The following is a 17,085-nucleotide window of genomic DNA, read 5'->3' on the forward strand; positions in this document are numbered from 1 at the left end:
GGGGGACTCATGCACAAATCACTAAAGACATATGCTGTAGTTCTGCTCAGCGCAATGCTATTAAGCCAACCTTTTGCAAACAGCATATATGCAGCATCGACAAGTGCTTCAGCTACAGCGGTATTCATGCTGGACAAACTTGGTGCGATCGCTTTAAAAAACAATGTCAACGTGAAGCTAATAGATATGGATATTATTGAGCAACCGAGCGGCAATATACTTATATACACACTTAGTTATAGCAATGGTAGCAGCAATAGTGTAGCTCACGTTGATTATTTCTCAAGGGTTACTACAACTGGGGGGGCTGTCATTCAAGGCAAACCTGTCACGAGAGATGTCACCAAAAAAAACATCCCTCCAAAGAGTAGCCAAATTGTAACTTACTATGTGAATGTTGGACAGTCTACTAAATTGAACGGAACTAAAGTGACCCTATTGAAGTGGGATTTCAGTAGCCAGAATTATCAGAAAAAGCTAGGTGAATTCGCCATTCCGGCAAGTTATTCCGTTGTCGTTCCACAAGGCCAGAGCAAGAAGCTCACGCTGGATAATCTGCTAGTAAACATCAAAGCGGAAAGTCTACAACGGCTTAATAGAAATGGAAAAGTATATATGAGAGTAGGCGTTAGTTTCACGAATTTGGGTAAAAAAGTGCTAAGCGGCTCCACTTATATTGCTTACCTGAAATCAACCGGTGGCTCGGTGTTCGAACTTAAACTGGAGGATGCCACAAGCAGTATCAATGTACAGTCCCAAGAGAAGAAGATGGTTTACTATTTAACAGAAGTTCCTTCCTATATGAAGACTGAACATATGATATTGCAATTTGCACAAGAAGATGAAGCTTTGAAAATAACGCTTCCTGTTAAATCGTTTAAGCTTCCTGCATTAACAACTGTCGACTTTGCTGTGGCTAATTATGCTGTTAAGAAGATTTCTGTTAAGAATAATACGGTTGAAACGCAATTGAAGAGTGCTTCCGTATATTCGGAGAATGACTCCGCGAAATGGAATCTTCAATTCCGTCTTAAGAATCTTGGGAATAAACCTATCACTCTACCTGCATACGAGCTTACGGTTAAAGCTGCTGAAGGATTTAGTATTCCAGTAGATTCAAAAGCACTTGCGAATGTAACCTTGAAACCGCTTGAAGAGAAGATCGTCAGTCTCAGGGCGGATGTGCCATTAATACTTAATCAAGGTACCTTAAAGCTAGAGTGGACGGAACCTGCTGTTGATGACAAGGTTATTTTCCCAACTGCGCTGTATAACATACCTTATGCTCTAGAAAGCAATAATCTGATAGGACAAGGGTATTCGGTCGAGAATAGGTACGGGAAATTCATGGTGAAACTTGGATCTTATCAGCGTTTGCCTTGGGATGATGGTGATCAAATCGTAACTACTATCAGCATCCGTAACACCGGCTTAACCTCAGTACAGCTACCTTCTTTAAAAGCTATAGTTAAAGCAGGAATGAGTGATCTTAGCAGTACAGCCCAGATCGTGACCACAAATACGCAATCGATGCTTGCACCAGATGAAGCGACAGAGATCTATGTGATAGCGAGAGTTCCATATACTTATAGTTTTAATCAGCTAAAGATAGTGTTGCAAGACACCTCCGGAGATGAAGTCACGAAGTTTCTCTCTATGAATACAAATTCGCTAAATAATGTGATCAATACGATTGCTGCAGGTGAATCTTACCAAATGAACTCGTTAGGCAGAAAAGCAAAAGTTCGCGAGCGTTGGACAACCACTTATAATGAAAACAGTTCTAGCTTGATCTATACGGAACTGGAAATGATTAACGAAGAACCACGCCAGTCGAAACAGGCACAGCTTGTGGCTTATTACAAAACATCTGACAACCAATTTTTTAAGGCGATGGTTAGCCAATCGATAACTCCAACTAGCCCAAATGGTAAAAACCTGGTTACAATCTGGAGTAAACTTCCGCAAGGGGTGAATACGTCTGAGCTTGTGCTTTATATTGGGGAAGGGGTTGCTGACGGTAAGCTTACAGATTTAGGGGGAACATCCACTGGATTTATCAATAGTGTTAAATTAGCACTTGCCCCTATGACAGTAAACTCACAGAATAATCTAACAAGTGTCGATCTATTCCCATACAACCTTTCGGTTGCAAATGCAGTGGGTACGATTACTGAAGAGAAAGGTACATTAGATATAGTTATGAATTATAGCTTATTTGAAAAAGACGCCTTTGAAGCAGGTTCCTATGAGCATAAGCTAGTCTTAGAAATTATTGACCCTTACGGACAATCCATGGAGAAGACTTTGCAACTGGGGTCTGATTTGCCAATGGGTAAGAATAAATCACACTCAACCTCATTTAATAGTAACTTCCACAAAATATTAAGGGGAGGAAGCATTCGTATAAATCTATATGATGAATTTCAGGGTCATAGGATGTTGCTCGGGGGTCAGTCTTACCCGTTAAAATACTTTTCATCAGAATCAGAACCGAGAACACCTAAAAACACTGACAATTAAACTTGTAGTGAGCTGGGTTAAGAACCAAGTCAAATGTGTTGGCATAATTGCCAGCACCTTTTTTTATTTCTCGCATATACTTATGAACTTTTTATGGAAATTCCTTCAATGTATGTTCTTTACATTGACTGTTCTCAGTCTTTTCGTTAAGATTACCTCTGCGCTTCAATGCCTAAAAGCAAAAAAGCTTAAAAGTGCGGAAGCATATAGAGTCTTTGAAAAGTATACCTAATACAATGTTAAGGAGCATTATCGTCATGGAACGTCAGCTTAGTTTTACAAAGAGTTTCATCATTATCATTTTTATTCTAGCACTTCTGTTTGTATCCATCTTTCTATTGAAAGCGGAGCCGCATATACCGCTTCTCGTAACAACAATAGGCACGGCCGCCTTACTAGGGATGTTTGGTTTCTCTTGGAAAAAGATCGAATCTGCCATTATTCAAGGGATACAAACGGCCATCATGCCGATACTAATCCTCATGCTGATCGGAATTCTGATCGCGGTATGGATGATGAGCGGTACGGTGCCGTCGCTATTATATTATGGTATGGATTATATTAATCCGAATTATTTTGCGGTGAGCGCACTATATGTCACGATCATCGTCTCGATGTTCACTGGGAGCTCATTCACAACAGTAAGCACGATCGGCGTTGCTTTAATGGGAATTGCCTTAACTACGGGGATTTCCCCAACGCTGGCTGCTGGAGCGATTATCAGTGGGGCTTGCTTTGGTGATAAAATGTCGCCACTGTCCGATACGACGAATTTTGCACCTGCAGTGGCTGGTATCCCCATATTTACACATATTCGCAATATGGTTTACACTACATTCCCAGCGCTTGTGATCACCACTGTCTTTTTCTTGTTTGCACCAAAGGGAAATTCGATCGACTTATCCTCGATTAAAGATATTAAGCTTGCCTTACAAGCTGGATTTCATATTCACTGGTTAACGCTGCTATCTCCGCTAGCTGTCATTGCTTGCTCGATCAAGCGGATTCCGATCCTGCCTACGCTAATTGTCGGAATTATCAGTGGTCTTCTTGTGACGGCTTTGATTCAACAGCAGACAGAAATCGATGTCTGGTTTAGTGTAATGCAGAGCGGATATAACAGTAATATCGCGAATGAAATGGTTGCTTCTATCGTGAATCGCGGCGGGATGCAATCGATGATGTGGTCGGTATCTTTAATCTTAATTGCATTATCTTTAGGTGGTTTGATTCAGCATTGTGGCGTCATCGAGGCCTTTTTTCGTAAACTCATTCAACCACTCAAGCGTAAGAGTAGTATCGTTCTGATGAGCGGTGCTTCATCCATTGCTGTAAATGGTATGACTGGCGAACAATATTTGTCGATCCTTTTGCCAGGGCAAATGTTCAAAGATGAATATAATCGACGAGGCATTCCAGCGAAGACATTATCCCGTACATTAGAAGATTGCGGTACGCTAGTTAATCCATTGATTCCATGGGGCGTTAGCGGGGCCTTCTTCGCGGTGACTCTGGGTGTACCCGTTATAGAATATGCACCTTATGCGACCTTCTTATGGCTAAGTCCATTTATCACATTTGCATATGCGTTAATTCCTAGATTGCAAAGAAACTCACTGGGTAAAGATAAAGAAATCTCAAGATAATGGACACCTTATGCATTGATTCAACGTATATAAAGAATACTATGCGTTGAATCAATGTGAACAAGCTAGATGTGAACAAGCTAGTATTCTAAGCTGAAAAAGTGGACCATTTATCGGAGGTAATAACAGTGAGTCGCAGTAAGTTACAGGATCGAATCAGATTAGCCAATGTCGAAACTAAGCACGCAGAGCAATTTAATAATCTACTACGTTATGTATTTCAAGTGACCAACCGTGATCTGCAGATCTTTGGCTGGGAGAATCGTGAAATCACTCAGGCCAAGTTGCCAGTTCTTAAGTACGCAGATGTTGTAGGTTGGTTTGATGGAGACAAGCTCATCTCTCAATTAGCTGTATACCCATTTCAGGTTAATATTTTTGGGCATATTTATGAGATGGGTGGACTAACGGGTGTTGGAACCTATCCCGAATACGCCAATTTGGGTTTAATGAATAAACTGATGCTTCACGCTTTAACTAAAATGCGGGATCGTAAACAATCGATATCTTATCTTTATCCGTATTCAATCCCTTATTATAGAAGAAAAGGCTGGGAAATCATCACCGACAAAATATCATTTGAAGTACCGGATACCCAGCTACCCAAACAAAGAAATGTTCCAGGAAACGTAGAACGAGTAAACATTGAACATCCGGACATCAAAGTGATCTATGATCAGTTTGCAGTGCAGCATCATGGCGCGATGATTCGTAATGAGTTAGCGTGGGAAGAATATTTGCGGTGGGATTTAGATGATATGACAGTGGGGATTTATTATAATCACGATGATTTACCCATGGGATATTTGTTATATTGGATTGCCGAGGAGATCTTCTATATTAAAGAAATGGTATACATTAACGAAGAAGCTCGAACGGGGTTATGGAATTTTATAAGTGCGCATTTTTCAATGATTAAGCTGGTCAAAGGGGATATTTATAAAGGGGAACCGTTGTCATTTATATTAGATGATGGGGACATCAAGGAAACGATAGCTCCATATTTTATGGCTCGGATTGTGGATGTTCAATTATTTATTGATCAGTATCCGTTTAAACGTCAGGATAAGGATTGTACGCTTATTTTTAACTTGAGCGATCCAATGCTGGAATGGAACCGAGGTACCTTTACGTTAACCGTAGATAAAGAAGGGAAGGGGACCTTACAACAAGGGGGCGTAAATCCTTCACTTACGATTGATATTCCTACCTTAACTACGATGTTAATGGGTTATAAGCGGCCAACCTACTTGGCTAGAATCGGCCGTATTCAGACTGATGAAGCCACGATTCTTTTACTTGAAGGATTGATTAGACCAGAGCATCCTTATTTCTCTGATTATTTTTAAAAAGTACGAACCTGCAAAGCATACTCAATTGAGTGTGCTTTTTTGGTCTTTTTATAGTAGAATAATCTCTCAGCAACACAATATGATATGAGGTGTAAGAATGGCAATTAATTTTACTAAACCAATGATCAATAAATTTCAACAAGAAATTACGGAGCTTGAAAACAAAATCAAGAACACGCAGAACAAAAAAGAAAAATCCAAATTCAAAATTAATCAATTAGAACAGGATATGAAATTTAGCAAGTCGCACACGGATTTAAGTAGTAAAATGACCCGTATCAAAAAGCTGAATGATGAGGTAAAGACCTTAAATCGTTTGCAATCTGATCTCTCAAAAGAGTTAACCGCGAAGAAAAACGCTCTAAATAAGATCCAAGCGAATGAAACCGCATCTGCTACAAAAAATCCTACCAAAGAATAATTGATTATATTGATAGAGGCCGCATTTTTTTGCGGTTTTTTATTTTTTTATAGGCTCATCAGTTTCCCCTCTTAACAAGGATATCTCATGCTTATAAGGTGCATTGACATATTTTTTTTCACCAATGGAGGGGGTCTCTAGGAGTTTGGGAATGGTCGATAGTTGAGGATGGTGGACTACATATCGCAGTGCCTGAAGGCCAATATATCCATGTCCGATATTTTCGTGCCGGTCTTTTCGTGAGCCCATGATATTCTTTGAATCATTTATGTGAATGACCTTTAGGCGCTCTATTCCAATTACGCGATCGAATTGATCCAATATGCCATCAAAATCTTCTCTTACATTATAACCAGCATCATGAATATGGCATGTATCCAAACAAATCGACAACCGCTCATTGTATGTCACTCCATCAATAATAGCCGCAAGTTCCTCAAAAGAGACACCACACTCACTGCCTTTTCCCGCCATGGTTTCTAATGAAATCTGAACATTCCGTTTATCTGACAGTACTTCGTTCAAGCCTTCCACGATCCGAGAGATTCCGGCCTGTGGGCCAGCACCAACATGGGAACCGGGATGGAGGACAATCTGTGTAGAGCCTAAAGCTTCGGTTCTTATAATTTCTGATTGAAGAAACGTAATACTGTGCTCAAAGACCTGTGCAGATAACGTATTTCCTAAATTAACAATAAACGGAGCATGCACAACAATATTAGAAATGCCGTTAACTTTCATGTGAGCTTGTCCAGCTTCAATATTCAAAGCATCAATGGGTTTGCGACGTGTATTATGAGGGGCACCGGTATAAATTAGGAAAGTGGTCGCTCCATAAGATGCTGCCTCTTCACTAGCTCGAAGGAGCATCTTTGGTCCTGTCATGGATACATGTGACCCTAGGAGTAAAGACATCTTATTTAACACATCCATTCTTCATTAAAAGAGCTCCATTGTTCGTCACTATAGGTCTATTAATATTTGTAAAAGGATCGAATTATATGTATACCTGCGTAGGTAAAGGTTGTCTCATCTGATACTCATCTGGGGAGACAACCTTTACCATCAACAATGATCGCTATTCAGCAGCACTAATCGTCTCGCCTTGGATCGGCTTCAATCCTTTCTCCCATCTAACAGGGATAGAACGAGAGTTGAACAAATCTACGCCGTCTGAGATCTGGAAATGTAAATGGGGCTCGCTAGTGTTACCCGAGTTACCTGTCAGCCCAATGATATCGCCTTTTTTAACTTTATCGCCCGGCTTAACTGTGATTGAACCTTTTTTGAGATGAGCCAGATGACTGTATTCGCCTCCGTGATCAATGACCACGTTATTGCCGGTTGCTTGGTTTGGATTCATGACACCGACAGGTTCATTATCCTTAATATCATTCACGACTGATACGATAGTGCCATCCGCAGGGGCGAGAATATTTGTCCCAAAGGCATAATAGCTTTTGTTTTTCAGCGGATCTCCTTTATAAGAGTAGTTATTCTTGGCTTGGATGAAATCATAAGCGTAACGCTGAATTTCTATTTCATAGTGATAATTCACAAGTACATTCGCTCCGCCCCAAAATACAAACCAGTCCCCTTGGAACGGCAATGCATATTCATGCTTACTAAGCTTCATGTCGGTTTCAGGGGAAGCTGTCAGTTCTTGAATCTGGATTAATGAAATGGTTCCATCCGGATCAAACATTCCGATAAGCCCTTTATTACCCGTATCACTGACCCATGTACGTCGATCAAATCCATTAAGCTGCATAGCGGAAGCCTTGTTCAGTGTTTGTATATCCTTAGTGAATTCCTTAGCGGTCTCAGCTAATTCAGCTTCACTCACCTCATCCTTCAAAGGCTGACTGAAGTGGGAATACATTTCTTTATAGTTCCCTTTAAGTAGAAATTTTGGCAGATTATCAGGCAGGAACACTGATTCTTTTGATTCTCTATCATTCATTTCCGCTTTTCCTCCTCCACAAGCTGTTAATAGCAAGGTAAGAAATCCAATTGCCAAAGCTGTTTTTGCTGACATTCCCGGTTTATTGAAAATCTTCTTAGAGCTGTTTTTCAAGAATATCACCTCCCAATAGTTAAATTGTAGCAAATGAGTCTTAGCTCTTCTGAAACGCAGTATTAATACGCTCTTAACTTTTTGAGGAGTAGACGAATACGAATTAAGCTTCCGTTAAGGAACGTGCGATTGATCGCGTAAAAAATCATGCTATGATGATAAATACATCGGTTATTCGGAAAGGGAATTTCACAATGAATGAAGCTTCGATTTTGCTTGTGGATGATGAACAATCGCTTTTGGAGATTATGGAAACAGTGCTGCGTAAGGAAGGTTATATAAATATTGATACTGTGGTAACGGGTGAAGAAGCTATTAGGGCCTGTGAAGCCAAAAAATACGATTTGATTGTATTGGATGTAATGCTGCCGGGACGCAGTGGTATTGAGATCTGTCCTTTTATTCGGCAGACGACGGACGCACCTATCTTATTTCTTACTGCTCGAACCTCTGATTTTGATAAGCTGACTGGATTTGCTATAGGGGGAGATGATTATATCACCAAGCCCTTTAATCCACTCGAAGTGGTTGCTCGTATAAGAGCGCAGCTGCGGAGGTACTTGAGTTCGCCGACCTATAACAGTGCTGAAAAGAAAGCGGGGCCCGTTCTTAGTAAATCTTCGAACGTTTACGATTACGGGAGATTTAAACTAGATGAAGCAGCAGGGGAGCTGCTGGTTGAGGGAGAGTCGGTCTCTTGTCCAGCCCTTGTATTTCAGTTGCTCTTGTTCTTATGCAAACATCCCAATCAAATCTTCAGCAAAAGCGAATTATATGAAAGAGTTTGGGGTGAAGAATCGTTAAGTGACGATAACACGGTCATGGTACACATTCACCGTATTAGAGAACGGATTGAAGCTGACCCATCTGATCCGAAATTTATCGTTAACGTTAGAGGTCTTGGTTACAAGCTAGTTAAAGTAGAACGCCAAGGGTTGTTTATGTCATGAATATCAAGCGACGGCTAACGTTAAAGTTTGTACTGCAGCTTGCAATTACAGGTGTAGTAGTTCTCTCTATATCTGCTGTAACGCTGACTTGGATCCTACTGCGGTTTCTTGATATCAGCCTCACGCGTGATTTTGCCAATGTTGGTCTTGAGCAATTGGTGGAATCATCTAAGATTGATGAGGATGGGATACATTTTGCCCCAAGTTTACTGGAACAAGTGAAGAAAAATAAAGGCTGGCTACAAAGTCTTAATGAAGATGGGCAAGTTGAAAGTGCCTATAATACACCTAAAGATGTACCTAATCATTATGGTCCTGGAGAAGTAGTTGCCTATTGGATGGGTGCTCAGCCGTTTCCTTATCAACTGGCCCTTTGGATTCAAGAAAAGAATGGTAAGCAGTTCACACTGGTATATGGTGCACCTAATGTATTAGATCCTCTACTAAAGAAAGTGAAGGAAGCTTCATTCACAGATGTAAATGGGGAGTCGTTACTTCCAGAGGATCTTGAAAAAGAGATTAAATCGGCACAGGCTTTTGTTCAACTTATAGATTCGTCAGGCAAGGAAATGCTTTCGTATAACAGACCAAATATGATCCCCACCGAGTATTCCGTCCCAGAGCTAGCACTTCGCACAATGTACAGTGATCGATATGGCTACCATGTGCTATCTTCTTTTGATAAGGAGTCAGGTCGTACCTGGATCATTGGAGAACCTAATATCAAAGGAACAGATCCAGGAAAAACTGTTTGGGTACCTGAAGAGGTTAAAGTAGTAATCATCGGCTCTTCTGTCATGCTTATCGCTTTATTGATCGCGTTCGTGTTGCTCTCCTTATGGCAAGCACATCGTTTTGGTGCACCTATGCTACATATGCTCGTATGGCTGGATTCCATCGGAAATGCAATTTATACAGAACCTATGGATCGAAAAGGACATCGCCGCAGTCGAACACCCGCCGGGAAATGGAGACGAAGATTCCGTGTTTTTGCTGATGTAATGGTTTCGATTGAGAAATTATCGGCAACCTTGAAGAGAGATCAAATGATGCGGGAGGAGACGGAGAGCTTACGTGAGGAATGGATTGCCGGTGTTACTCATGATTTGAAAACCCCATTATCCTCTATCACAGGATATGCCCATTTACTGGCGGAGCCCTCATATGATTGGTCAAATGAGGAAGTCCGTAAGTTTACGGCAACGATGCTAGATAAATCGGCTCATATGGACATGCTGATCAGTGATCTTGCGATGACCTATCGTCTAAAGTCAGGAATTAAACCGCCTGAATTGATGGAAGTTGAATTAAACACTTGGCTGAAACAGGCTCTCGATCAGGCTGCTGCCAATCCTGCTTATGGGAAGCAGCGAATTGTATTTCACCCTGCACATACCGAAGTTAGAGCTCAATTGTATACGCCTTGGTTAGATAGGGTTGTCAACAATTTAACTGCGAATGCGCTGCTCCATAACCCACCAGACACCAAGCTAACTGTCTCGCTAATTCTTAAAGGTAAGGACAGCGGATATATCATTCAATTTGCCGACGACGGTGATGGAATGGATGAAGAAACAATGATTCGGCTATTTGAGCGATATTATCGTGGTACGGATACAGCAACTACCTCCAATGGTTCTGGTCTCGGCATGGCGATCTCTAAAGGATTGATCGAATGCATGGGTGGTCAGATTGTTGTTGAGAGTCAAGCAGGTAAAGGGACAATTATTAAGTTAATATGGAGCTGAGATATTCATTCAAGCCCTCGCTGTATTCCAACCGGAAACAGCGAGGGTTATTTGTATTTATTAGGTTTAAGAAGGCTAGAAATATAAAGGAGTTGACATTCTTTTTAAATGTAACTACAATAGTTACAGGTTAACAATTATTATTAAATGGATTATTACAATCCTAATTTGAGGAGGCAATCAACATGAAAATAGCTATTACAGGTGCAACAGGTCATTTCGGATCATTAGTTATAGAATCACTATTTAAAAGTGTGTCCGCAGGGGATCTTGTAGTTAGTGTTCGGAATCCAGATAAAGCAAGTGCTCTGAAAGCGCGTGGAGTGGAAGTCCGCCAAGGGGACTTTGATAAACCGGAGACACTGGATGTAGCCTTTGCCGGTGTGGATCGACTGCTAATTGTATCTTCAGATGGAGATAACGAGACTCGGATTCGCCAACATAAAGCAGCTATTGATGCTGCCGCCAAAGCAGGTGTTGGATTCATTGCTTATACAAGCGTAGGACATGCAGAGAAGAGTGAGCTGTTCCTTGCTGAAGTACACCGTGTAACAGAAGAGGCCATTCGAGCAACCGGAATTCCTTACAGCTTCCTTCGCAACAATTGGTATATGGAGAATGAGGTTGGATCTATTCAAGGAGCAGTAGCAGGTGCCCCATGGGTAACTTCTGCCGGTAGCGGTAAAGTTGGCTGGGCTGCACGTGGAGATTATGCAGAAGCTGCTGCTAATGTTCTAACAGGGGATGGACATGAGAATACCATTTATGAATTGTCTGGCAAACCTTTAACACAAGAAGAACTGACTGAAATTGTAAGTGGTGTAATTGGTAAAGAAATCAAAGTGCTGCAGGTTGACGACGAAGCTTATGTGAAAATTATGGCTGAAGTCGGTGTACCAGAAGCTGCTCTGCCATTCGTTGTGGCGATTCAACGTGGTATTCGCGAAGGATGGCTGGATATTGAAAGTGGTGATCTGGAGAAAATACTGAATCGTCCTGCCACTCCGCTAGCCGAAGTCGTTCGTGATCTAGTAAATAGTTTGCAAGCTTAAACCATGTAACAAGATGTAAGGCTTCTTCTCGGTGAATAACCAGAGGAAGCCTTTTTTTTATTGCTCTATTAACATCAATGTAAAGATTTCGTGAATATTCACTATTTTGACGAGGTAATTGTCCGAACATATGATAATGTAATAATGATATAATAGAAAACATATGTGAACTGTTGGTGTAATGAGAATAATTGAATCGGAGAGTACGATATCAAAGCCTTGGGATCAGTTAACAAAGAGAAGGGGATGAATATCATGAGGAGAAAAACTTGGATAGCTTCTGGAGCTGTTGTTGTAGTTGCTTTAGGGGCATATTTGGTTGTGGGAGGGAACGATAAAGAGACACCTGCGGCAAGTGATACCTCTAATGTTAAGCAATTAGTACAGGAATATAGTTCAAGCGGCATGAAAAACCTATCTGCTTCTATCACTTCAGAGCAGCTCATTGTGACCGACAGCAATAATAAATCGACAAAATATGACTTACCCAAAGATGAGTTTTTTGTTTCCATCGCGCCGTACGTTAAGGCTACACACCCCTGTGCAACCCACAGCTTGACTGGATGCCAAGGGGAATTAACGGAACAAGAGTTTAGTGTTTATATCGAAGATACTGATGGCAATGTGATTGTGGATCAAACCATGAAGTCCCAATCTAACGGCTTCATTGATCTTTGGTTACCTCGGGATAAGAAATATAGCATAACGATAGAACAGGATGGTGTAAAAGCGAAAGCTGAGCTATCCACGTTTAAGAGTGATAACACATGTGTTACGACTATGCAGTTAGTGGAGAGTATCTAAATACTCTAACAAATTCGTTTTTTTCTTTAAATACCCCGTATCGGACCACTTAGCTCTTATTACACTGTAACAGCACAGAATCGGTGTTTTTTAAGGAGATAACTGCTACTGAGTCCGATTGGACGGTGAAAAGCTATAAATCATCGAAATAAGGACAACTCAGTCCGAACCGTCGGTGTGTTTTGAAGACCTTTTCAAGGACTAAAAGAAATCCTAGAAGAAGGTATCGTCGAAAAACTTAAGTGTGATTCACTTCGAATAACTTTAGATGGTACTCCATTTTTGAGAGGAGATAGCGGAATGGATAAAGATCTGATCATCGGGGATGTTTTGCAGGAGTTAGCTGGTACTCGCCGTATGCTGGAAAAGCTGACGCAGGAGCATATGACATGGAAACCGCACGAAAAGTCAATGAGTCTTGGTGGACTGTCAACACACCTCGTTAATCTGCTAAACTGGCAATCAGCTATTCTTCTTCACTCAGAGTTTGATTTGGCATCTGTGCCATATCGACGAGAAGCGCTGGAGAGCCCTGCCGCGGTTCTGCAGGAGTTCGACATGAGTGCTCGCAAGATTGAACAATTAATTTCCGGAAGCAATGTGGAGACGCTTGGTGCAGAGTGGACGCTGCGTAATGGAGCAGAGATCATTCGCCGTCAGTCACGGGCAGCCGCGCTTCGTACCATTGGATTAAATCACATGATTCACCATCGGGCACAGCTTGGTGTATACTTCCGACTTCTAAATATACCAGTGCCGGGTCTTTATGGCCCTTCGGCTGATGAATTAGAATTAGCATAAGGAATAAGCTTATAACCTTATATATTGGAGAATAAATGAAATCGTATTTTGACGGATTAAGGGAAGAAAGTTGAAAAAAACGAATCGGCATGATAACATGAATACAAATTAATGATCGGAGTTGAAAAGTATAGTGTAGTAACTACTCTTGCGACCTATGATGAATAAAACAACAAAACGGTTTATTTCGTTTGTTTTATTTTTTGTATGCAAGAAAGTTACTACTTCTTTTCACTCGAACAATATATCCTTATCTAACTCCATTTGGGGCTAGGTTTGCTGTATTTATTTGAGTCACAAGAAAGTAACTTTCTTGTGGCTTTTATTTTTTATTACAGGAGGATATTTATATGTCATTAATAAATGTTACCAATCTAACCTTTGCCTATGAAGGCAGTTATGATAACATCTTTGAGAATGTAAACTTTCAAATCGATACGGATTGGAAATTAGGGTTTACTGGAAGAAATGGTAGAGGGAAGACTACATTTCTGAGTTTATTGCTTGGAAAATATGAGTACAGCGGAAATATTTCTGCGCATGTCAGCTTTGAATATTTCCCTTTTCAGGTAGATAACAAGGCGCTTAATACCATTGATGTGATCAGCGAGATTTTTCCCGATTATATTCATTGGAAATTAATGCGTGAGCTCTCACTGTTAAAGGTATCTGAGGATGTGTTATATCGGCCCTTTGATTCATTGTCTAACGGAGAGCAAACGAAAGTGCTGTTAGCCACATTATTCATTAAGGAAAATAGTTTCCTGTTAATCGATGAACCTACCAATCATCTGGACATGACGGTAAGAAAGCTAGTCAGTGATTATCTCAATACGAAAAGTGGATATATTCTGGTCTCTCACGACAGATCCTTTCTAGATAATTGTGTAGACCATATTTTGTCCATCAATAAGACCAATATAGAAATTCAAAAAGGCAATTTTTCCAGCTGGTGGGAGAATAAAACTAGACAAGATAACTTTGAGCTAGCAGAGGACGAGAAACTCAGAAGAGATATTAAACGCTTATCCGCCTCTTCTAAACGGACTGGTAACTGGTCACATGAAGTGGAAAAAACCAAAAACGGGACGAGAAATTCCGGCTCTAAGGTGGATAAAGGATACATTGGTCACAAAGCTGCAAAAATGATGAAACGCTCTAAAGCTATCGAGCAAAGACAACATTCTGCCATCAACGAAAAGTCAAAGCTTCTTAAAAACATTGAAAATTCTGAGAATCTTGAAATTAAGCAGCTTGATTATCATAAACAACATCTCGCTGAATTAGACAGTATATCAGTCTTTTATGGTGAGAAGATGGTTTGCCCGGACATAAGCTTTACTATTGAGCAGGGGGAACGAATTGCACTGTCGGGTAAAAACGGTTCAGGAAAATCGAGTATCATTAAACTGATCTGTGGTGAGGATATGGAGTATACAGGCGCCTTAAAAAAAGATGCCCAACTTATCATTTCCTACGTATCACAAGATACTTCTGATTTACAGGGTAATTTATCTGACTATGCCAGAGATAATGGAATTGACGAGAGTCTGTTTAAATCAATTTTAAGAAAACTAGATTTCTCTAGAGTACAATTCGAAAAAGATATATCTATGTACAGCGGCGGCCAAAAGAAGAAAGTTCTAATTGCTAAGAGTCTAAGCGAGAAAGCCCATTTGTATGTGTGGGATGAACCGCTTAATTTTATTGATGTTATTTCCCGGATGCAAATTGAAGAGCTGTTGCTTGAATACACGCCGACTCTTGTTTTTGTGGAGCATGATCGGGAATTTTGCAATAATGTTGCAACGAAGATCGTTGAGCTTTAATACAAGTGAAGAAATGAGTAAGAAGTCGGCAGAGCTAATCTGTCGGCTTTTTTTGTTCTCTCTGTGTATTTTAAAGAGCAATTTAATATCCACTCATAAAAGTTATGGATTACCTCCGTGCAATCCTAATCGGTGTCGAGTACTATGAAACTAAAGAATAATGTTGCATAGATACGGATGTAATTTTATGTGGATCAGGAGGTAGAACAGATGCTTAGTGTTCTTATAGTGGATGATGAATATGAGATTCGTGAAGGTTTGCGGAATCGCTTTCATTGGGAGGATTACAATATTACAGAGGTTCTTGTTGCGGATGACGGTGATGTAGCCCTGCACATGGCTCTTGAGAGCCAGCCCGCTCTGATTGTTACAGATATCAAGATGAACCGCATGTCTGGTCTTGAATTTCTTAGCGCCTTATCTACCGAAGAGGACTATAAGCCTGAAAAGATTATTGTAAGTGGTTATGATGATTTTGAACTGGTCAAGCAGGCTATGAAAATAGGAGTATGCGATTATATTTTGAAACCGATCAATCTGGATGAACTTGGTAAAATGGTAGATAAATCAATAGAGAATATCAATAAAAAGAAAATGGATTATCGCAACCGGCAGATGCTTAAGAATCAGGCGGTTTTCGCGATCACCAAAATGCGTGAGGAATTGCTGAACGAAATGATCGAGCAGATCTATGATCCCAATCTTGAAATGCGCAGATACCACCGTCTTCAAACGCTTGATCTGGAATGGATGTTGAAGGAACCTATGATGCTGATTGTTGTTGAGGCGGATAATCTAAAGGCAATAGAGAATAAAAACCCGCATGAGAAAGAACTGATTCTTTTTGGGATCGGTAATGTGTTACACCAGACGCTTGAAGAGGAATATGCGCACCCGTCAGCACTCTATAAGGATCGTTTTAACCGCTGGATTATTGTGTTAGGAAGTCTCTCGCAAGAGCAGACGGATATCGCGCAGAGCATGGCACAATTGTTCATTCAAAGAATCAATGATTTCGTCAAAATCACTGCAAGTGCAGGAATGCTGACTAAACCTGGTAATACGAGGAACTTGCATCATATGTACATTGAGGCTGTGAGTGTAATGGAGCAAAAGGCGGTTTATGGAGGCAATAGATTGTTCACTGAGCAGGGTTTGTTCTATGATGGCGAGATTGATAACCTGTCGCTTCAAAGTCCGGAAGAAATGCTTGATTTAGTCCGATATGGTTCGGACGAAGAGATATCTCGAGCGATGGATAACTTTATCGAGATGATACAGTCTTGGCAGCTCACACAATTGAGGGATATTCAGCAGAAAATTTTTGAATGGCTCTTCGAAGTGTTTCGGCGAGGAGCGGAGGGGACCGTTCTTAAGAATTGGAAAAATAATCCGATTGCTGTATGGGAGCTATTGGAGCAATATGATACCTTGCAAGCACTTCGTGTACAGACAGAAATCTTCCTGCATGAGATTGCTGCCGATTTCCGCAAGCTATCGCATACCCCCAGTCAAATTGTCAGCGAGGCTGAAAAGATTCTGCATCGTGATTATGCCGAAAGTCTGACGCTGCAAATCGTAGCTTCAGCAGTTCATGTGACTCCGGTATGGCTTAGTAAACTTTTTAAGAAAGAACTTCATATGACCTTTCTCGAATATTTAACAGAGATCCGTATTAAAAAAGCAAAAGAAATGTTGTATGATGTGCAGTTTAAAATTTATCAAATATCCTATCAGGTCGGCTACAAAGACCCGGTTCATTTCTCAAAGCTATTTAAAAAACAGGTAGGCTGCACCCCTAAGGATTTCAGAAGACAGCTAGGCATTGCTGAAGAATAAAGAATCCAGGCTACTCGGTTCAGTAGAATCGGGCTGCCTGGAT

Annotated in this window: 13 protein-coding genes; 11 read left to right on the plus strand and 2 right to left on the minus strand. The window is 40.7% G+C overall.

Annotated features, from left to right (window positions below):
• The first annotated feature begins 9 nt into the window (after positions 1-9).
• From NST74_RS14400 to NST74_RS14415, 4 genes are all read left to right on the plus strand, one after another.
• Entirely contained in the window at positions 10-2,523 is a 2,514-nt protein-coding gene (locus tag NST74_RS14400) for a hypothetical protein (RefSeq protein WP_341112736.1), read from the plus strand.
• Positions 2,524-2,780: 257 nt separating this feature from the next.
• Positions 2,781-4,169 (plus strand): Na+/H+ antiporter NhaC, encoded by a 1,389-nt coding sequence (nhaC, locus tag NST74_RS14405; protein WP_341112737.1) that lies wholly within the window; start codon positions 2,781-2,783, stop codon positions 4,167-4,169.
• Positions 4,170-4,297: 128 nt separating this feature from the next.
• A complete protein-coding gene (locus NST74_RS14410) occupies positions 4,298-5,518 on the plus strand; it encodes a GNAT family N-acetyltransferase (RefSeq protein ID WP_341112739.1) in 1,221 nt (406 codons plus the stop codon).
• Between the two features lie 100 nt (positions 5,519-5,618).
• On the plus strand, positions 5,619-5,942 hold the full coding sequence (locus NST74_RS14415) for a hypothetical protein (protein ID WP_341112740.1): 324 nt from the start codon (positions 5,619-5,621) through the stop codon (positions 5,940-5,942).
• A gap of 39 nt (positions 5,943-5,981) precedes the next feature.
• Here NST74_RS14415 and NST74_RS14420 read toward each other — a convergent pair whose 3' ends face one another.
• Together NST74_RS14420 and NST74_RS14425 are read right to left on the minus strand one after the other, a co-directional pair.
• The gene (locus NST74_RS14420) at positions 5,982-6,857 is read right to left on the minus strand and encodes a deoxyribonuclease IV (protein ID WP_341115894.1); all 876 of its coding nucleotides are present in this window, start codon (positions 6,855-6,857) and stop codon (positions 5,982-5,984) included.
• Between the two features lie 163 nt (positions 6,858-7,020).
• A complete protein-coding gene (locus tag NST74_RS14425; protein WP_341112742.1) occupies positions 7,021-8,019 on the minus strand; it encodes a M23 family metallopeptidase in 999 nt (332 codons plus the stop codon).
• 194 nt (positions 8,020-8,213) lie between these two features.
• On the opposite strand from NST74_RS14425, the gene NST74_RS14430 reads away from it, so the two are divergent.
• The 7 genes from NST74_RS14430 (at position 8,214) to NST74_RS14460 (ending at position 17,042) form a co-directional block, all read left to right on the plus strand.
• Positions 8,214-8,969: a response regulator transcription factor gene (locus tag NST74_RS14430; protein ID WP_341115895.1), complete on the plus strand. Its 756-nt coding sequence runs from the start codon at positions 8,214-8,216 to the stop codon at positions 8,967-8,969.
• Positions 8,966-10,717 carry a sensor histidine kinase gene (locus NST74_RS14435; protein ID WP_341112744.1) on the plus strand — a complete coding sequence of 584 codons (1,752 nt, stop codon included), beginning with the start codon at positions 8,966-8,968 and terminating at the stop codon, positions 10,715-10,717. The genes NST74_RS14430 and NST74_RS14435 overlap by 4 nt, the downstream gene beginning before the upstream one ends.
• Positions 10,718-10,902: 185 nt before the next feature.
• The gene (locus NST74_RS14440) at positions 10,903-11,769 is read left to right on the plus strand and encodes an SDR family oxidoreductase (RefSeq protein ID WP_341112745.1); all 867 of its coding nucleotides are present in this window, start codon (positions 10,903-10,905) and stop codon (positions 11,767-11,769) included.
• Positions 11,770-12,024: 255 nt separating this feature from the next.
• A complete protein-coding gene (locus NST74_RS14445; protein ID WP_341112746.1) occupies positions 12,025-12,573 on the plus strand; it encodes a CueP family metal-binding protein in 549 nt (182 codons plus the stop codon).
• Positions 12,574-12,873: 300 nt separating this feature from the next.
• Entirely contained in the window at positions 12,874-13,374 is a 501-nt protein-coding gene (locus NST74_RS14450) for a DinB family protein (RefSeq protein WP_341112749.1), read from the plus strand.
• Positions 13,375-13,724: 350 nt separating this feature from the next.
• Entirely contained in the window at positions 13,725-15,203 is a 1,479-nt protein-coding gene (locus NST74_RS14455; RefSeq protein ID WP_341112752.1) for an Lsa family ABC-F type ribosomal protection protein, read from the plus strand.
• A gap of 210 nt (positions 15,204-15,413) precedes the next feature.
• Positions 15,414-17,042 (plus strand): response regulator transcription factor, encoded by a 1,629-nt coding sequence (locus NST74_RS14460; protein ID WP_341112754.1) that lies wholly within the window; start codon positions 15,414-15,416, stop codon positions 17,040-17,042.
• Positions 17,043-17,085 lie beyond the last annotated feature (43 nt).

The sequence above is a fragment of the Paenibacillus sp. FSL F4-0125 genome (assembly GCF_038008565.1).
In the GTDB taxonomy this organism is placed as follows: Bacteria; Bacillota; Bacilli; order Paenibacillales; family Paenibacillaceae; genus Paenibacillus_AQ.